At 30.2% G+C, this 18,266-nt stretch carries 18 protein-coding genes and 1 riboswitch; all 18 genes read left to right on the top strand.

Annotated features, from left to right (window positions below; genetic code table 11):
- Positions 1–218 precede the first annotated feature (218 nt).
- The 18 genes from GXK56_RS17640 (at position 219) to GXK56_RS17555 (ending at position 17,924) form a co-directional block, all read left to right on the top strand.
- Entirely contained in the window at positions 219–2,495 is a 2,277-nt protein-coding gene (locus GXK56_RS17640; RefSeq protein WP_160689801.1) for a pyridine nucleotide-disulfide oxidoreductase/dicluster-binding protein, read from the top strand.
- Positions 2,496–2,497: 2 nt separating this feature from the next.
- Positions 2,498–2,707 carry a DVU_1557 family redox protein gene (locus GXK56_RS17635; protein ID WP_160689799.1) on the top strand — a complete coding sequence of 70 codons (210 nt, stop codon included), beginning with the start codon at positions 2,498–2,500 and terminating at the stop codon, positions 2,705–2,707.
- Positions 2,704–3,423: a DVU_1556 family methyltransferase gene (gene trsM, locus GXK56_RS17630; RefSeq protein ID WP_160689797.1), complete on the top strand. Its 720-nt coding sequence runs from the start codon at positions 2,704–2,706 to the stop codon at positions 3,421–3,423. Before GXK56_RS17635 ends, trsM begins: the two co-directional genes overlap by 4 nt.
- A gap of 26 nt (positions 3,424–3,449) precedes the next feature.
- Positions 3,450–3,872 (top strand): DVU_1555 family C-GCAxxG-C-C protein, encoded by a 423-nt coding sequence (locus GXK56_RS17625; RefSeq protein ID WP_243156165.1) that lies wholly within the window; start codon positions 3,450–3,452, stop codon positions 3,870–3,872.
- A 62-nt stretch (positions 3,873–3,934) separates the two neighbouring features.
- Positions 3,935–5,248, top strand: a complete 1,314-nt coding sequence (gene trsS, locus GXK56_RS17620; RefSeq protein ID WP_160689793.1) for a radical SAM (seleno)protein TrsS — start codon at positions 3,935–3,937, stop codon at positions 5,246–5,248.
- A 63-nt stretch (positions 5,249–5,311) separates the two neighbouring features.
- Positions 5,312–6,349, top strand: a complete 1,038-nt coding sequence (locus GXK56_RS17615) for an XdhC family aldehyde oxidoreductase maturation factor (RefSeq protein WP_160689791.1) — start codon at positions 5,312–5,314, stop codon at positions 6,347–6,349.
- Positions 6,346–7,470 (top strand): DVU_1551 family NTP transferase, encoded by a 1,125-nt coding sequence (locus tag GXK56_RS17610; RefSeq protein ID WP_160689789.1) that lies wholly within the window; start codon positions 6,346–6,348, stop codon positions 7,468–7,470. Before GXK56_RS17615 ends, GXK56_RS17610 begins: the two co-directional genes overlap by 4 nt.
- Positions 7,471–7,476: 6 nt before the next feature.
- Positions 7,477–8,085, top strand: a complete 609-nt coding sequence (locus GXK56_RS17605; protein WP_160689787.1) for a histidine phosphatase family protein — start codon at positions 7,477–7,479, stop codon at positions 8,083–8,085.
- Between the two features lie 119 nt (positions 8,086–8,204).
- Positions 8,205–9,539: a DVU_1553 family AMP-dependent CoA ligase gene (locus GXK56_RS17600; protein WP_160689785.1), complete on the top strand. Its 1,335-nt coding sequence runs from the start codon at positions 8,205–8,207 to the stop codon at positions 9,537–9,539.
- A 58-nt stretch (positions 9,540–9,597) separates the two neighbouring features.
- Complete coding sequence (locus GXK56_RS17595; RefSeq protein ID WP_160689829.1) at positions 9,598–10,089, top strand: MogA/MoaB family molybdenum cofactor biosynthesis protein; 492 nt, start codon at positions 9,598–9,600, stop codon at positions 10,087–10,089.
- A 107-nt stretch (positions 10,090–10,196) separates the two neighbouring features.
- Complete coding sequence (gene moaA / locus GXK56_RS17590; protein WP_160689783.1) at positions 10,197–11,156, top strand: GTP 3',8-cyclase MoaA; 960 nt, start codon at positions 10,197–10,199, stop codon at positions 11,154–11,156.
- Positions 11,157–11,162: 6 nt separating this feature from the next.
- The gene (gene moaC / locus GXK56_RS17585) at positions 11,163–11,642 is read left to right on the top strand and encodes a cyclic pyranopterin monophosphate synthase MoaC (protein WP_160689781.1); all 480 of its coding nucleotides are present in this window, start codon (positions 11,163–11,165) and stop codon (positions 11,640–11,642) included.
- Entirely contained in the window at positions 11,642–12,073 is a 432-nt protein-coding gene (locus GXK56_RS17580) for an MOSC domain-containing protein (RefSeq protein WP_160689779.1), read from the top strand. The genes moaC and GXK56_RS17580 overlap by 1 nt, the downstream gene beginning before the upstream one ends.
- Positions 12,074–12,299: 226 nt before the next feature.
- Complete coding sequence (locus GXK56_RS17575; protein ID WP_160689777.1) at positions 12,300–12,689, top strand: hemerythrin family protein; 390 nt, start codon at positions 12,300–12,302, stop codon at positions 12,687–12,689.
- Positions 12,690–12,898: 209 nt separating this feature from the next.
- Positions 12,899–14,680 (top strand): methyl-accepting chemotaxis protein, encoded by a 1,782-nt coding sequence (locus GXK56_RS17570; RefSeq protein ID WP_160689775.1) that lies wholly within the window; start codon positions 12,899–12,901, stop codon positions 14,678–14,680.
- Between the two features lie 427 nt (positions 14,681–15,107).
- Positions 15,108–15,842, top strand: coding sequence for a hypothetical protein (locus GXK56_RS17565; protein WP_160689773.1), 735 nt, complete (start codon positions 15,108–15,110; stop codon positions 15,840–15,842).
- Between the two features lie 413 nt (positions 15,843–16,255).
- Positions 16,256–16,816 (top strand): sigma-70 family RNA polymerase sigma factor, encoded by a 561-nt coding sequence (locus tag GXK56_RS17560; RefSeq protein ID WP_160689771.1) that lies wholly within the window; start codon positions 16,256–16,258, stop codon positions 16,814–16,816.
- A gap of 1 nt (position 16,817) precedes the next feature.
- A complete protein-coding gene (locus GXK56_RS17555) occupies positions 16,818–17,924 on the top strand; it encodes a DUF4179 domain-containing protein (protein WP_160689769.1) in 1,107 nt (368 codons plus the stop codon).
- 95 nt (positions 17,925–18,019) lie between these two features.
- Positions 18,020–18,136: riboswitch (FMN riboswitch) on the top strand.
- Positions 18,137–18,266: the final 130 nt, after the last annotated feature.

Genomic DNA, 18,266 nt, shown 5'->3' with positions numbered 1-18,266 from the left:
AAAATCTACACCAATAAAAAGAGTGGCTATGCCACGATACGGAACTATTCACCAATAAAAAGAGTGGCTATGCCACAATACGAAACTTTTCTAAATTTAAGAACTTACTCACTTTTCTTACAGAATTAAAAAAACATAATTCTAGAAAAGCTGTAGGCTTTTCATCCTTCATTGTTAGCTGTTAATTGACAATTTTTAATTGACTAGGTGGTGATAGAATGGATCTTGAAAGACTTTTATCAATTCAGGAAAAATGTATAAATGATAACCCTCCTGCATGTAATACTAAGTGTCCTATACATGTTGATGTTAAAGGATTAATTGGAGAAATTAAAAAAGAAAATTTTGAAGAAGCATATAAAATATTGAAAAAAAGAATGCCCTTTACTAATGTAATTGGATTAGTTTGCGATCGTCCTTGTGAAGCTTCTTGTGTCACTAATATAGATGGTAAAGCAATTTCAATTCATGAACTTGAAAAGGCAGCAGTAATTTATGGGAGTAAGGCAAAAATAAAGACACTTCCTATACCAAAGGTTAATAAGAAAATTGCAATTATTGGTGGGGGTGTAAGTGGAATTACTTGTGCTTCGGATCTTAATCAAAAAGGTTATGAGGTTCATATTTTTGAAAAGGAAGCCCAAATAGGAGGAGCACTTTTAAAAGTATCAGAAGAAATACTAGAAACAAAATTAATTCAAGAGGAAATTACTAAACTTGAGGATTTAGGAATTGAATTAAAATTAAATTATGAAGTAAATGATGGAAATATTCAAAATATCATAAAGGAATACGATGCAGTTTATATTGGTACAGGTATATGGAAGGACAATTTTAAGGTAGATGAAGTTACACTTCAAACAGAAAAAGAAAAAGTTTTTGTAGGTGGAAAGATTGTAAGTGGCAGTGAGTCTATAATACAATCAGTATCTACAGGCAGAATAGCAGCAGTATCTATTGATAGATTTGTTCAAAAAAAATCTTTAACTGCACTTAGAGGCAAAGAGGGAGCTTATAAAAGTATTCTTAAAGTTGAGATAGAAAATGAGATTATTTTACCAAGAATTGAACCAGAGAATATTACTTTTACAAAAGAAGAAGCTGTACAAGAAGCATCAAGATGTGTTCAATGTGAATGTCATAAATGTGTTAAAGTTTGTCTTCATCTTCAAAAAGAAAAGTTAGATCCAAAAGGCTATATAAGGACAATTAATCAAAATGAACGTATTATTCTTGGAGATCATTATGCAAATAAAACAATCAATTCATGTTTAGAATGTGGATTATGTGGTGAGATTTGTCCAGAAGGAATAAATATGGCAGACATTATTAAAGAAACTAGAAGAAGCATGGTTTCTAAAGAAAAAATGCCAGTTTCAGCACATGATTTTGCTTTGAAGGATATGGAATTTACTAATAGTGAATATTTTGAATTAATAAAACATGAACCAGGTAAAAATAGTAGTAAATATGTTTTTTATCCAGGTTGTCAGTTAAGTGCTGGTTATTCAGAAGAAGTTAGTAAAACCTATAATTATTTAATGGAAAAGCTTGAGGGTGGTGTGGGGCTATATTTAGGATGTTGTGGAGCACCAGCTGATTGGGCAGGAAGAGAAGAGCAATTTAATAATAGTATAAAAAAAATTCGTTCAAATCTACAAATGTTAGGAAATCCTATTGTTATAATAGCATGTTCTACATGTTTTAATTATTTTAAAGAAAATTTAGGTGATATAAAAATAAAATCTCTTTGGGAGATATATGATGAAAAGGGTCTTCCAAGTGATGCAAAGCTTGGGAATGGTAAGATTTTAGCAGTGCATGATGCTTGTACTACAAGAAAAGAAAAGAGTATTCATGAAAGTATAAGAAATATTGCTATAAAGCTTGAATATAAAATTGAAGAACCTGAATTTGGAAGAGAAACTACAAAATGTTGTGGTTATGGAGGTCTTGTTTATTTTTCTAATAAGGAATTTAGCAAGGAAGTAACTGAAGATAGAATACGTGATTCTGAAAATGATTATCTTGCTTATTGTGCAATGTGTAGAGATTTATTTGTATTAAGAGGCAAAAAAACTTATCATATTTTGGACTTAATATATGGAAAAAATGAAGAGGATATTTCAGAAATGAAAACTCCTACTTTATCAGAAAGAAGATTTAATAGGTTTAACCTCAAGAAAAAAATGCTTAAAGATCTGTGGGGGGAAGTAATGGAAATAAAAGATGAATTTGAAGAGTTAAAAATAATTATTAATGATGAACTTAAAAATAAAATTGAGGATGAACTTATTCTTGAATCAGATATTAAAAAAGTAATAGGTTATGCAGAGGAAGCTAAAAATAGCTTTTTCAATCCTGAAAATGGGCATATTCTTGCTTGGAGAAGGCTTATAAATGTAACCTTCTGGGTAGAGTATGAAAAGGCTCCGGATAATACCTTTAACATTATAAATGCCTACTGCCACAGAATGAATGTAACGGGGGTATGACTATGAAGCAAGATAATAGCATGAAAAAAAGTCAATGGAGATGTTCAAAGTGTGGTGGTCCACTTGAAGAGGGCCCCGTAAAAGCAGAATACCTTGGAGGTAGTTTTGAAATAGAATTATTAGAGTGTCCTGTTTGTAAAAATGTACTTATTACAGAAGAGCTTGCTGCTGGCCAAATGTTGGAAGTAGAAAAAAGCTTGGAGGACAAATGAGAAGTTGTTCAGTCTATGAAAATGAAGATATGAGAGGGGTAACAGGAGATACTCTAAGACCAGGAGGAATGTTTCTTACTGACAGGGCAATAAAGATATGTAATTTTAAAAATGGGGATAAAATTCTTGATGTAGGCTGTGGAATGGGAGTAACTGTAGAAAAGCTTAAAAGTGAATATAATTTAGAATCTTTTGGCGTTGATCCTTCTATAAAGCTACTTGAACTAGGCAAAGAGAAATATGGGAACCATAATATAACACTTGGAAGAGGAGAAGAACTGCCTCATAAAGATGGATTTTTTAAAGGTGTTATGGCAGAATGCACTATGTCCCTTATGGAGGATTTTAAGAAGACCATTGAGGAAAGTTATAGAGTTCTTGAAGATAAAGGTTATTTTATTATTTCAGATGTTTATGCAAGAAGACCAGAATATATTGAAGAAGTCCAAAAGCATAATATTAATAGCTGCATGAGGGGACTTTTTGATATAAAAGTTTTAAAAGAAGCAGTTGTAAGTTCAGGCTTTGAAATAATATGCTTTGAAGATTGGACAGATTTGCTTAAGCAGCTTATGGTGAAAATAATTTTTAAATATGGTTCCATGTCTGTCTTCTGGGAAATTGCAACCTGTAGCAGTTGTGGTGATTTTCAAAAAAAACTCACACTTTGTAAACCAGGATATTTTTTACTTATAGCTAAAAAAATAGTGAGGTGATTATATTGGGTGCAGATGGATTTAAAATGTTTAAGTTAGCGAACTCTGGATATTGCTGTAGTCAGATATTGATAATAATGTATCTTGAAAGTAATAGAATGGAAAATATATCATTAATTAAAGCTATGGCAGGACTTTGTGCAGGGGTTGGAAATACAGGAAAGACTTGTGGAGTAGTAACAGGCGGAGCTTGTCTATTTGGACTTTATGCAGGAAAAGGAATAGATACAGGAATTAGAGATGATAACTTAAAGAAGATGATTCAAGAATTTGTTCAATGGTTTGAAGATGAATTTGAAAGTACAGAATGTGCTGATATAATAACTGTAGATGTACTTAATGACATAAATAAAAGAGAAGCATATCCAATAAAATGTGGTAACATAATGCAAAAATCTTATAACAAAATTAATGAGATATTGAAAGAAAATGGATATGAAGTCAATTAACAATTAACTACCTAAAATGTTAATTGTACATTGTTAACTGCCATCGGGGAAGGGTAATGAGAATGGATAAGATAATAAAAGAAACTCAAAGTATTTGTCCTGTTTGCTTGAATACAGTCGATGCAGAGGTAATTAAAAAAGGTAAAGATTTGTATTTATCAAAAAAATGTGAAGAGCATGGAAATTTTGAAACTGTAATTTGGAGGGGGAAGCCAGCTTATGAAAGTTGGGTTAGAACTAAAACTCCAGCATATCCTAAGGTGCCATATACTGAAGTTTCAAAAGGCTGTCCATATGATTGTGGGCTTTGCAGTGAACATCGCCAGCATACTTGCACTGTACTTATTGAAGTAACCTCAAGATGTAATTTAAATTGTGAATTTTGTTTTGCAGATGCACATGGTAATGAACCTGATCCAGATATGAAAACTATAGAAATGTGGTACCAAAGAATTATTGAAGCTGGAGGGCCATATAATCTTCAGATATCTGGAGGAGAACCTACTATAAGAGAAGATCTTCATGAGATTATTTCTATGGCGTCAGATAAAGGTTTTAAATTTATTCAATTAAATACTAATGGTATTAATCTTACAGATTATAATTATTATGAAAAATTAAAAGAGGCAGGACTTAAATCTATTTTTCTACAATTTGATGATATAAATGGAGAAGCTATGACAAAGCTTAGGGGAAGAGAGATAATAGAGGATAAATTAAAGGTCATAGAAAATAGTACTAAGCTAGGAATTGGTGTAATTCTAGTATGTACAGTAGTTCCTAATATAAATGATGAGAAGCTTTGGGAAATAATAGAGTTTGGACTTAAAAATGCACCAACTGTAAGAGGAGTACATTTTCAACCAGTAAGTTATTTTGGAAGAATACCTAAGACTCCTGAAGATAAAGATAGAATTACACTTCCAGAAGTTATAAGCAAAATAGTTGAACAAAGTGATAATAAAATTAAGCTTTCAGATTTTGGACCACCAGGCTGTGAAAATGCATTATGCTCTTTTCATGCAAATTATGCATATGTAGATGATAAGCTTATTGCTGTAAGTAAAAAGAGTAGTTGCTGCAGCACTGAAGATGGGAGAGAAGGATCAAGGAACGCAGTAAAGTTTGTTGAGAGAAATTGGTCTGGAGTGAAAATGGATAAACATGTTCATAAAAAGAATTCCTTTGAAGAATTAGCGCAAAAAATAAAGAATGTTTTTTTCAGTATATCAGGGATGGCATTTCAAGATGCTTGGAATTTGGATATAGATAGATTAAAGGACTGCTGTATTCATGTAGTAAGTAAAGAAGGGAATTTAATTCCATTTTGTGCTTATAATATAACATCCATTGATCAAAAGAAGTTATATAGATAGGTGATTTTCAGGTATAATATAATCATATAAAATCGTTGTGTATCTGTAGAGGAGGAAGACATAGTGAAAGAGTTTTATAAAGAAAGACTAGAGCTTTTAAAAAGTGGTGAAAGTTTTGTACTAGCGTCTATTTTTGATAGTCAAGGTTCAGCACCAAGAACAACTGGTGCAAGGATGATAATTAAAAAAGATGGTTCTATCTTGGGAACTGTCGGAGGCGGTAAAGTTGAGCTATTAGTAATTGAAGATGGAATAAGCATATTTGATACTAAAGCAACAATACTTAAAGAATATAAATTACGGGAAGTTGAACACAACGGTATTGGAATGGCCTGTGGTGGAGATGTAAGCATTTTGATGGAATATGTAGATGTTGAAAACCATATAAACATTAAATTATATGAAGAAGTAGTTAAGTGCTTAGAAAAAGGAGAAAAGGCTTCTATAATTAGAAAGTTTTTTAAGGATGGAAATAGTATAAATTACTTATATAAGAATGGTAAAGTGATTTTCAGTTCAAATAATATTGAAAAAGAGGAAGTTGAAAAATATTCTGATGTTGTACGATATAGGGATCTTGTTCTTATTAAAGAGGAAAATGCAAATGTACTTGTTGAACCTATATGTAATTTAGGTAGACTATATATATTTGGTGCTGGTCATGTATCTCAGAAACTTGCAGATCTTGCAAAGAAGATTGATTTTATAGTTACAGTAGTGGATTATAGGACTGAGTTTGCAAATATAGAACGATTTCCAACAACTGATGAAATAATTGTTCCAAATTCTTTTGAAGGATGTTTTGAAGAATTACCAATAGATAAGGATAGTTATATTGTAATTGTAACAAGTGGACATATGTTTGATTTGACTTGCTTAAAACAAGCTTTAAGGACTGAGGCATATTATATAGGTATGATAGGCAGTAGAAGAAAACGAGAAATTGTTTATCAAAATCTTAGACAAGAAGGCTTCACAATCGAGGATTTTAATAAAGTTCATAACCCTATAGGTCTTGAAATTGGGGCTGAAACACCAGAAGAGATTTCAGTAAGTATTGCAGCAGAACTTATAAAGGTTCGACGAGAGAGGATGATATGAAAAACTATGCTGCAATAATCCTTTCTGCAGGTTATTCTTCAAGGATGGGAGAATTTAAACCACTTATGAATTTAAATGGAAAGACTCCTATTGAGAGATGTATAAGCCTTTTTCAGAATTGTGGAATCAAAGATATTGTTGTGGTTACAGGTCATTTAAATGATAAGGTTGAAGAAAAGATAAAAGATATTAATGCTAACGAAAAGTTAAAAAATAATCTACGAATTGTACAAAACAATAAGTATAGCGAAGGCATGTTTTCATCGATTCAAACTGGTTTGAAAATACTTTCACCAGATATAGATGCATTTTTTCTTTTACCTGTAGATATTCCTTCTGTGAAAGAAGGTACAGTAAAAAAAATTATGGAACGTTATGAAAATATAGATAATGGTATATTATTTCCAACTTTTAATAAAGAAACTGGTCATCCAACTATAATATCTTGTTCAGTATTAGATGAAATATTATCAAAGAATCCAGAAGGTGGATTAAGGGATATTTTAAATGATCATAAAGATAAATGGTTCTATGAAGAATTAGCTGATAGGGGTATCTTGTTGGATATGGATACTAAGGAAGATTTCAAAATCCTTTACGACCATGTAATAAAAGAACCTTATCCTGATCATGAAGAATGTATGGAAATATTAAGATTAAGTAATGTTAAGCAAGAGGCAATTGAGCATATGTTAAGCGTTAGTGAATTTTCTAAGAAAGTAGCTGTTTTGCTTAATGAAAAGGGGTACAATTTAAATATAAATGCTGCATATTCAGGTGGTTTGCTTCATGATGTAGGTAAAGGGAAAAAAGATCATGCTAAAGAAGGTGCGAAAATTGTATGCTGCTTTGGATATAAGTGTTTAAGCGAAATTGTAAGTGAGCATATGGAATTGATAAATTCCAATAAAATCGGTGAAAAGGAAGTAGTTTATATTTGCGATAAACTTTTGATGGGAACTGAATTGGTATCACTTAATAAAAGATTTGAACAAGCATGGAGCAGATATGAAAATTCATCTGATGTACTTAAAAATGTTAACAAAAGATATGAAGATGCAGTGGAAATAAAGAAAAAGATTGAAGATGTCCTTGGAAATAGCTTGGAGAATCTGAGGTGATAAAACATGAAGAGATATATTTATCTTTTAAGGCATGGAGAAACTGAATATGGCAGAGAAAAGAGATATTTGGGACATACAGATTGTAAGCTTTCTGAGACGGGGAAAGAACAGGCAAAACGTTTAGCTGGTATTTTTACAAGGGACAAAATAATAATAGATAATATATTCAGCAGTGATTTATCTAGGTGTAAAGACACAATAAATATAGTATTTCCAAACCAAAAAGTAACTTTTTTAGTAAGCCTAAGAGAAATAAATATGGGAGATTGGGATGGACTCACCTTTGATGAAGTTAAAAGTAAATATGCTGAAGATTATGTAAAAAGAGGAGAAAATATAGGTGGATTTATTCCCCAAAATGGTGAATCATTTAATCAATGTCAAAACAGGGCAGTAGATGTATTTAGGCATATTGTTAATTCAGCTGAAGGAAATATTGTTATTTGCTCTCATGCTGGTTTTATACGGACATTACTTTGCAACATACTAAATAAGGATTTGGCAGAAATGTTTAACATAAAACAAGATTATGGATGTATTAATATTATAACTGTTGATGAAAATAATATTTTTGTTGAAGGTATCAATTTAAATGCTATTAATAAAGATTAAAGTGAATGTAAAAAGGCAAAAGTCTGGTAACATATTGATTTAAATAGTAATTATGAATTGTCAAAGATAATAATGGTAAAAGTTAATCGCTGGCAATTGGTTCTTATGGGGTGTAAAAAATGACAAAAACCATGTATGAAAAATGGATGGAGGATAAGATAATAAAAGAAACTGGTGAAGAGATACTTTCCTCAGACGTTTTAAAATTGTATCAGTTAAATAAAATTAAAAAGATGATAAATATTGCTAAGAAGAGTAAGTTTTATAGTAAGGCATTAGAAAATATAAACAGCGAAGATATTAATAACTTTGAAGATTTCAAAAAAATACCTTTTACAACTTCAGAGGATTTAAGAAATAATTCTAAAAGTTTTTTGTGTACTTCACTTAATCAAATATCCAGGATTGTAACAATAAATACCTCAGGAACTACAGGTGAGTCAAAAAGAATTTTCTTTACTGAAAACGATCTAAAAGGAACCATAGAATTTTTTCGATATGGCATGTTGAATCTTGTTGAGCCAGGGCAGAAAGTACTTATACTAATGCCAGGAACAAGTCCTTCAAGTATTGGACTTCTTTTAAAGGAGGGCCTTGAGGAGGCTGGATGTGAAGGAATAGTATATGGTCCTGTATTTGATGTTTGGGATGCATTAGAAACCTTAAAATTAAAGAATATTGATTGTATTGTGGGATTACCAACCCAAGTATTTTATTTGGCAAAGCTTAAAAATACTGATGAAAGATATGCGCATTTAAAATTGAAAAGTGTTCTACTAAGTGCAGATTATGTTCCAAGGTCAATATGCAGTGCTGTAAGTAAAGCTTTTCAGTGCTACGTTTTTACACATTATGGCATGTCTGAAATGGGATATGGAGGAGGCGTTGAATGCAGTGCCCTTAATGGCTATCATATGAGGGATGTAGATTTATATGTTGAAATAATTGATCCATTGGCTGGTGAAGAGGTTCCAGAAGGTACTTATGGAGAAGTTGTTTTTACATCATTTAATAGAGAAGGAATGCCCCTTATAAGATATAGAACAGGAGACAGGGCAAGATTTTTACCAAATAACTGCTCTTGCAACCAGGTGTTTAAAAGATTGGATTATGTGACAGGAAGGTTGCATGAAAATTTTAGTTTTAGAGATGGAAGTTATATTTCAATAGGAATGCTTGATGAACTTATGTTTAAGATAGAGAATGTTCTTGATTACAAAGTAACAATTGAAGATGGACAAAGAATAATGCTTAATTTAAGTATAAAGCCAATAGATAAAAGCATTCCTTTGAATTTTATTGAGATAGAAAATTTGATTAAGGAGGATAAACAATTAAGTGAATTGATAGAAAATAACAATATTCTTTTAGAACTTGGAATAATTGTTGATGATATTGAAGTAAGTAATGGTATGAAAAAAAGAAAATTTGATTTTAAGAAACCATACAAATAATATTAAGCATGATATCTATTTTATGTCATGGAAAGATAAGTGAAGGGACGTGATAATGATGATAAAAACAGCAATATTAACTATAAGCGATAAAGGTTCAAGAGGAGAGCGAATTGACGGAACAGGTCCTGCAATAAGACATGAAATAGAAGATAAAGGTTTTGATATAAGTTATTACAAAGTTATTCCAGATGAACAGGAAGAAATAGAAAAAGAGTTGATTTACTTATGTGATGAATTAGGGGTTGATTTGGTTTTAACTAATGGAGGAACTGGTTTTTCTAAAAGAGATGTCACACCTGAAGCAACTAAAAATGTAATTGAGAAATATGTACCAGGTATTGGAGAAGCAATGAGAATGAAATCACTTGCCATTACACCTAAGGCAATGCTTTCAAGAGCAATTTCAGGAATTCGTAAAAATACCTTAATAATTAATCTTCCAGGAAGTCCTAAAGGAGCAGTAGAAAATCTTCAATTTGTATTACCAGCAATTCCCCACGGCATTTCAATACTAACAGGAGAAGCCAGTGAATGTGCAAGAAGCTAAATAATAATGAATAGTTAATATTTAAAAATGAATGATTAAGGAAGAAATTCTAAAAGAATTTCAACAGTAACTGTTAATTGCTAATTGAATAAAGGGGGTGTATTTTCATGATAGATAAACAAGGGAGAAATATTAATTATTTAAGGGTATCTGTAACTGACAGATGTAATTTAAGATGTGTTTATTGTATGCCAGAAGAAGGAATACAAAGCTTAGAACATGATGATATTCTGAGATTTGAGGATATTTTAAAAATTGTAAAGGCAGCAGCGTCACTTGGTATTAATAAGGTAAGATACACTGGTGGAGAGCCACTAGTAATGAAGGACATAGATAAATTAATATATGAAACTTCTAAGTTACCTGGAATAGAAGATATTGCAATAACTACAAATGGTATTTTACTGTCAGATATGGCAGGGGATTTAAAAAAGGCTGGACTTAAAAGAGTTAACATAAGTTTAGATACATTAGATAAAGACAAATTTAAGAATATTACAAGAATAGGCGATTTAGATAAGGTATTAAAAAGTATTGAAAAATGTTTAAATCTTGGAATAAAACCTGTAAAAATAAATACAGTTTTAATGAAAGGAATTAATGACACGGAGTTTATGGATTTTTTAAACTTAACCAAGGAAATGCCAGTAGAAATAAGATTTATTGAACTTATGCCAATAGGAGAAAGCATTAAATTATATCAGGAAAGGAAAGTGGATTTTTCAGAGATTTTGAAGCAGCATCCTGAATTAATTCCAATTAAAACCCCAAGAAATAGCACTGCACAATTGTACAAGCTTCAAGGTGCAAAAGGAAAGGTTGGTTTTATTAGTCCAATAAGCTGCAAATTTTGTGGAGACTGTAACAGAATAAGACTTACATCAATTGGAACAATTAAACCCTGCCTTCATTCAAAGGAAGAAATAAATATTAGAGAATATTTGAATAGTGAAGAACTGCTTATAAGTAAATTAAAATCAACAATTTTTAATAAACCAAATGAACATCATCTTGAAGAAGAAAATATTAGTAGAAGTCCTAAGATGATGTATCAGATAGGAGGCTAGAAAGTTATGGAGCTCACACACATAAATGAAGAAGGAAGAGCTAAAATGGTAGATGTATCTGAAAAGGTTGATACAGTGAGGGAAGCAGTAGCAATTGGATATGTATCTATGAAAAGGGAAACCCTTGAAAAAATAAAAGAAGGAACTATTTCTAAGGGGGATGTATTAGCAGTAGCACAAGTAGGTGGAATAATGGGAGCTAAAAATACGCCACAAATAATACCAATGTGCCATCCTATAATGATATCTGGCTGTAATATAAACTTTAAAATAGATTTTGATAATAATAGAGTTCAAATAATTGCAACTACTAAGACTGTAGGAAAGACTGGAATTGAAATGGAGGCACTTACAGCAGTGTCAACTGCGGCCTTAACTATTTATGATATGTGTAAGGCAATTGATAGGGAAATGATTATAAATAATATTATGCTCGTAAAAAAAAGCGGGGGAAAATCAGGTGTATTTGAAAGGAAGGGATTATAATGAGTAAAGTTATAGCAATAAATATGAGTGAGGAAAAAGGTGTTACCAAAAGTCCAATAGAAAAAGGTTTCTTCAAAATTAATCACGGTCTTGAAGGAGATGCTCATGCAGGGAATTGGCATAGACAAGTAAGCTTACTGGGAATAGAGAGTATAAAAAAAATGAAAGCAGTTGGAATTGAGTTAATAAGCACAGGGCAATTTGCTGAAAATATTACAACAGAAGGATTAACCTTATATGAACTTCCAGTAGGAACAAAGCTTAAAATTGGGGAGGTTCTTTTTGAAGTAACTCAAATTGGAAAGGAATGTCATAAGGGATGCAAGATTAAGGATTTGGTTGGAGAATGTGTAATGCCAAAGGAAGGAATATTTGCTAAGGTATTAGAAGAAGGTTATATTAAGGCTGGAGATGAGATTGTAGTAATGTAAACGTAATAGATATGTAAAAGTGATAGATATATATTAAATTAGTGTATTCTATCACTTTTTATGCTATATTGTGCATTTTGTTAATAGTTAAACATAATATGCACTCCCTAGATTACTTTATAGAAGTATCTATAAAATGAAATAAATAAATCATAGTGACTTTCTCTGAAAAAGATGATATATTGAAAATAATTGAGAAAATATTTATTTTTAAGGAGATGATATTATGTACGAAATGAAGGAAGAATATAAAATTGGTGTAGAAAATATTGATGAGCAGCATAAAAAGCTTTTTGAATTAGCAGATAAAGCATATATGCTTTTAAAAGATGAACTGGCTCTTGATAAATATGATAAAATAGTAGGAATATTAGAGGAATTAAAAGATTATACTATTTTTCATTTTAGATCAGAAGAGGAATATATGGAGAGTATAGGATATAAAAGATTATTTACACAAAAGATAGAGCATGATAATTTTATTAAGCAACTTGAAAGTATAGATTATAGCAGTATTGATGCAAAACAAGATGAAAGTTTAGTAAAGATATTAAATTTCTTAAATGATTGGTTAGTAGAGCATATATTAAAAACAGACAAGCTTATAGTAGAATAAAATTATATTATACATAAAAACAAGGGAGAAGAAGGCATCTTCTCTTTTTTTGTGATAAATAACAAATATTTAAAACATATTATGATATAATACGATTCTTATGTTTGTAAACGTTTTTAAAAAGTAGTATAATTAAATATAGCATGAAATAATTTCAAGTAAAGTAAAACCATGCTATAAGAAAAAACAACTTAATGGGGTGATTACATATGTTAAATAATTTGAGAGTAAGAACAAAGCTTTTATTATTGATTTTGTTAATATTTATTGCAATTTCTGGAATTGCAGTTGTAAATATTCAAAAACAAAGTGAAGCAAATAAGGTTTCTTTAGATGTATTGGAAAAAACCATTCGTCAGGATTATGATGAATATATTAAGAGTCAAGTTAATAATGTAATTTCATTACTTGATGGAATTAATAAGAAGTATAAGGATGGAGAATATACATTAGAAGAAGCAAAAAAACTTTCAGCAGATTTAGTTCGCGGTTTAAGGTATAAAGATGGGGGCTATTTTTGGGCAGATACAACAGAGGGGCAAAATGTTGTTTTATTAGGGAATAAAACAGAAGGAACAAATCGTTTAAATGCAAAAGATGTTAATGGCTATGAAATGATAAAAGATATTATAAAAAATGGAATGAAGGAAGATGGGGGCTATACAGAATATTGGTTCCCTAAGGAAGGAGCTACAGAAGCTTCACCAAAGAGGGCATATAGTAAATATTATGCACCTTTTGGATGGGTAATTGGAACTGGTAATTATACAGATAATATAGATAAAATTATCGCAGAACAAAGTGCTATTACAAATGAAAATTTTAATAAGAGCAAAATGTTAATGTTTGGTATTCTAGCCTTAGATTTAATTTTAGCAATTGCAGTTACATTTGTGATATCTCAAGAAATTGTTAAAGGATTGAATACTGCAATAGATCATATGAAAATAATAGAAACAGGAGATTTTTCTAAGAAATTACCTGACAAATACATTAATAGAAAAGATGATTTTGGAGATCTTGCTAAATCCATGGAAACCATGAAATCATCAATTAAAGTTTTAATTGAAAGAATACAAATGGAAGCGCAGACTTTATACTCAGTTGTTGATGATGTTGATAAGAATATTTTTGGATTAGATAATGATATTCAACGTATTTCAGAAACAACAGAAGTATTGGCAGCAAGTATGGAGGAAACAGCAGCTTCTTCAGAAGAATTAGCAGCAAGTTCTCAAGAAATTGAATTAGCAGTTAGAACTATTGCTAAAAAATCACAAGAAGGCTCTGAAGCAGCAGCAAAAATTAGTGATAGAGCTGATTTAACCATGGAAAAAGTTAGAGAGGCTAAAGAAAAGACAGGCAACATAATTTCGGGTGTAGGTAAGCAGCTGGAAAAAGCATTAGAGGATGCAAAGGTAGTTGAGAATATAGGAGTTTTATCTCAATCGATTATGGAGATTACAGGTCAAACTGATTTACTTGCATTAAATGCAGCTATTGAAGCAGCACGTGCAGGAGAAGCGGGAAAAGGATTTTCTGTAGTTGCAGATGAAGTGAGAAAGCTTGCAGAAGAATCTAAAGATACAATTCTTCAAATACAATCAGTGACTACTGAAGTTATGGCAGCAGTTCAAAAGCTTTCAGATAGTTCTAGAAATTTGTTGGATTTTGTATCTAGAGAAGTAACAGCAGATTATGAAGTTTTCATGGAGGTTGGAAATAAATATAGTGAGGATTCAGAATATGTTGATGGATTAATGACTGACTTTAGCGCAACCACTGAGGAACTATTATCGTCAATACAAAGTATAGCACATATAACTTCCGAACTTGCAAATGCTTCTACTGAAGGCGCAAAAGATACAGTAGACAATGCTGAAAGAGCTATAAGTATAAAGAAACAATCTAACGAAGTTGCAGAATTGATTAAAAAGTCAACTGAAAGTACTATGAATTTAGAAAGAGAAGTTAAGAAATTTATTATATAAAATATAAGGAAAAGAGAGTATCATAAAATGATTAAAATTTACTCATTTTGTGACACTCTTTTTCTATTAAAAGTATTTCTATCTTTAATGCACTGAATCAAAGATTTTGACATAATTAAAATAAATTGTTAATATATGACTGTGGCTGGTTACATTAGTAATCAGCTAAATAGCTCTAGAATAAAGGAAGTAGCTAAGGATTTCCTACAAGATTCAATTAAATCAATATTATATTTTATTGGTACTAGCTTTATTAAGTGTAGCTTTTTTAAATTTTTCTGTAAGCGGGAATATTATTAAAAGGAAATCAAGCTCAGGGAACTCTTGTATTGTTAAATTCCAAATGGCAATGAGTTCATATTCAAATAATTAATATACTAATAAAATCATTAATAAGAATAAAATTTATTAAGGGATGAGGGGTATTATGGAAAATACAGTATTTAAATATTCAGAGAAGACTATAAGAGAAAAGAAGAAAATATTACTTACCATGGGAATGATGATTCCATTTATTGTTATTTTAACAGTGCTTGTGATGTCAATGGGTAGAGGGACTATAAATATATTTAAGTTAGCTCGTTTTATTATTCCTTGTATTATTTTTATAACTTTAGAAATTGTATTAGTTAGCTATCTTATGTTTAAAAAACTACGAAGCACTTCACTTGTAGTTTCTACAGAGGGCATTGAAAGAATTGGGGGAAAATCAAAAGAACTTATAAAGTATAGTGATATTAAGAAATTCCAAATTAAGAATGATAAATATGGTAAATTATTATTTATAAAATTAAGTACAGATAAGAGGAAAGTTACAATTTATGGATTTGATAACATGGAAATTATCTTAAAGAGCTTGAAGGAAAATGTTGATGAAAATTTTAATATATCTGAAAAGCAGTATAAAGTAGATTGGAACAATCCGCTTGCTGTGGTAATTATAATGATAGTAACTATTTGTCTTTTACTCCCACTAATGAGATTTAATGAAGGTGCTTATAGAGTTTTTAATATGATATTTCCTCTTGCACTAAGTACATATTTCTTATTTTATAAGCCTATTTCAAAAGCAGCAGGCACTCGCTTTAGGATATTTGAAATAGTAATTTCAGGCATTATGATATTAGCTACAATACTTATTTTTATTGATAATATACTATAATAGAATAGTGTAATCTTTTGTTAATTGAATAAAATATATAACAAAAAAAGAATATAAGAAATCAGGAGAAAATATAATAGAGTTTAGAAAGAAGCAGTAGAACAAATTAATAAATATGAAATATCATAAAAACTTATAGAATATCCAGAATTAAAAAATGGATGCTAGTATTTGTGAAGGATAGAGGCGTTGTTAATTTAGAGGTAGAATAAATGTGTAGCTATGCATAAAGTGGAATTGTGAATTTCTCTTTATGGATGGCTTTTTTGTATTCTGTGATATATTTAGATTACTAACATAATTATGAAATAATTAATTTGTACTGAAATAAAAAATAATATGAGAGAAAATATTTTTATTTACGTTATATAAGGTGTAAGAGCTTTTACAGAATATTAGATTGGAGAAATTTTATGAGGTGTACTGAAAAAAATTATATTAGTAGGCTGAAAAAAAGAAAGGAAGATGCTTTGGAATTTATAGTGGACAACTATTTAGGAATAGTAAAAGCTGCTATATACAAGGTGCTTTCCCCATTAGAAAGAGATGGAATTATAGAGGAATGTATAAATGATGTATTTCTTTCAGTATGGAATAATTCAGATAAATTTAATGGAGAAGAATTAGATTTTAAGAAATGGATATATAAAATAGCTAAATATAAAGCTATTGATTATTACAGAAGAGAAATTAAGAATTTAGATGTAAGTTTAGAAGATAAAGAAATAAGCACAAATAAATTAGTTGAAGAAGAAATTATTAATGCAGAAGATAGACAGGAATTAATAGAACTAATGAATACCCTTGAACCTTTAGATAGAGAGATATTTACTATGAAATTTTTCTTAGGAATTAGTACTTACGATATAGCTGAAAAGTTTGGATTAAGCAGAGCAGCTATTGATAATAGAATTTACAGAGGAAAGAAGAAACTTAGTAAAGAAATAGCTAGAGTGAAATTGGAGGTAGTGTAATATGAAGGATATTTATGAATTATTAAGTGATGTAGATATAGATGAAGATGAAATAGATACAATGGAAGTATCGGATATTGAAAAAGCAAAGGTGAAAAAGCATTTAAAAATATCCATCAAGAAAAATAATGGATGGAAGAAAAAGGGCTTAATTGCAGCAGTTTTAGGCTGTGTAGTAATTGGAAGTGTGGGACTAGTTGGAATAACAAATCCAGCTTATGCAGCTGAAATACCAATAGTCGGAGATATATTTAGATTTTTAGATAATGGTAGAACTGGTGTATATGATAAATACAAAGAAAATGCAAATGAAATTAATGTTACGAGAGAAAGTAATGGAGTTGCAATTACTATAAAAGATGCAATATATGATGGAAAAACATTATCTTATACTTATGAAATAAAAAGTGATAAAGATTTAGGAGAAAGTCCGATGATATGTGGAGGACTTAAGATAAAAGGATATAAAGGGGGAATGACTGGTGGGGCTGAAGTGAGAAAAATTGATGAGAATACTTACATTGGAAAAGATGATTATTCAATAGATGAAGATAAAGATGAAGTGATTTGCCAATTGAATATTAGGGAGATAATACCTACAGGTCAAAATGACTCAAATATAGAAATAAAAGGCCAATGGGATTTTGATTTTGATTTAAAGGCCATACCAGGGAATAAACAATTAATAAATAAAGGAACTGAAAAAGATGGTGTTAAAGCTAATATTGACAGCATTACAAAAACCTCTATGTCGTTCATTATTAATTATTCGCAAGTAGTTCCTGATGAGTTAAGAAAAAAATGGTTTGATATGAGTTTAGAAATAGAAGTTAAGGATGATTTAGGTAATAATTATAAAGGACAAGGCAATGGCGGTCATGGAAATGATAATGATAATACTATGTATTGGAGCAAAACTTTTGGGAAATTGGATGAAAAGGCAACTAAACTTATAATAAGTCCTAAAATGCATTTATCTAATACTGGAGGTGGAGTTTCTATTGACGAAAATGGTAAAGAGACTGAGATTAAACATACAATAGATGCAGATCATCCTGCAAGAGGAGAAATTAAATTTGATGATATAGTTATTAATTTAGAAAAATAATATCTTATAGATTGTTTAAATAATAATTCTAAATAATCGCCTTAAAAATATATTGCATAATATCTATTAACGTTATATAATTAAGAAAAATAAATATATATCTTCAGGGCAGGGTGTAAATCCCTACCGGCGGTATAGCCCGCGAGCTTAAGTTAAGCAGATTCGGTGTAACTCCGAAGCCGACAGTATAGTCTGGATGAAAGAAGGTAACCTATTAGGAATTTAGAAATTCTTTAATCTTATTTATGAATTATTAGCCCTGATGTTTTTACATCAGGGCTTTTTATCATGTTATTATGAAAGGTATAATTTTAATAAGAATGAGAATATAATAAAATCCTG

This window comes from Clostridium sp. C2-6-12 (genome assembly GCF_009928485.1).
Classification (GTDB): Bacteria; Bacillota; Clostridia; order Clostridiales; family Clostridiaceae; genus Clostridium.
Note: the sequence above shows the minus strand (reverse complement) of the source record. Positions and strands in the feature narration are given on the sequence as shown.

Bases quoted from the DNA above. Each gene is read 5' to 3' on its own strand.
- GXK56_RS17640 (WP_160689801.1), top strand. From the start codon at position 219: ATGGATCTTGAAAGACTTTTATCAATTCAGGAAAAATGTATAAATGAT.
- GXK56_RS17635 (WP_160689799.1), top strand. From the start codon at position 2,498: ATGAAGCAAGATAATAGCATGAAAAAAAGTCAATGGAGATGTTCAAAG.
- trsM (WP_160689797.1), top strand. From the start codon at position 2,704: ATGAGAAGTTGTTCAGTCTATGAAAATGAAGATATGAGAGGGGTAACA.
- GXK56_RS17625 (WP_243156165.1), top strand. From the start codon at position 3,450: ATGTTTAAGTTAGCGAACTCTGGATATTGCTGTAGTCAGATATTGATA.
- trsS (WP_160689793.1), top strand. From the start codon at position 3,935: ATGGATAAGATAATAAAAGAAACTCAAAGTATTTGTCCTGTTTGCTTG.
- GXK56_RS17610 (WP_160689789.1), top strand. From the start codon at position 6,346: ATGAAAAACTATGCTGCAATAATCCTTTCTGCAGGTTATTCTTCAAGG.
- GXK56_RS17605 (WP_160689787.1), top strand. From the start codon at position 7,477: ATGAAGAGATATATTTATCTTTTAAGGCATGGAGAAACTGAATATGGC.
- GXK56_RS17600 (WP_160689785.1), top strand. From the start codon at position 8,205: ATGACAAAAACCATGTATGAAAAATGGATGGAGGATAAGATAATAAAA.
- GXK56_RS17595 (WP_160689829.1), top strand. From the start codon at position 9,598: ATGATAAAAACAGCAATATTAACTATAAGCGATAAAGGTTCAAGAGGA.
- moaA (WP_160689783.1), top strand. From the start codon at position 10,197: ATGATAGATAAACAAGGGAGAAATATTAATTATTTAAGGGTATCTGTA.
- moaC (WP_160689781.1), top strand. From the start codon at position 11,163: ATGGAGCTCACACACATAAATGAAGAAGGAAGAGCTAAAATGGTAGAT.
- GXK56_RS17580 (WP_160689779.1), top strand. From the start codon at position 11,642: ATGAGTAAAGTTATAGCAATAAATATGAGTGAGGAAAAAGGTGTTACC.
- GXK56_RS17575 (WP_160689777.1), top strand. From the start codon at position 12,300: ATGTACGAAATGAAGGAAGAATATAAAATTGGTGTAGAAAATATTGAT.
- GXK56_RS17570 (WP_160689775.1), top strand. From the start codon at position 12,899: ATGTTAAATAATTTGAGAGTAAGAACAAAGCTTTTATTATTGATTTTG.
- GXK56_RS17565 (WP_160689773.1), top strand. From the start codon at position 15,108: ATGGAAAATACAGTATTTAAATATTCAGAGAAGACTATAAGAGAAAAG.
- GXK56_RS17560 (WP_160689771.1), top strand. From the start codon at position 16,256: ATGAGGTGTACTGAAAAAAATTATATTAGTAGGCTGAAAAAAAGAAAG.
- GXK56_RS17555 (WP_160689769.1), top strand. From the start codon at position 16,818: ATGAAGGATATTTATGAATTATTAAGTGATGTAGATATAGATGAAGAT.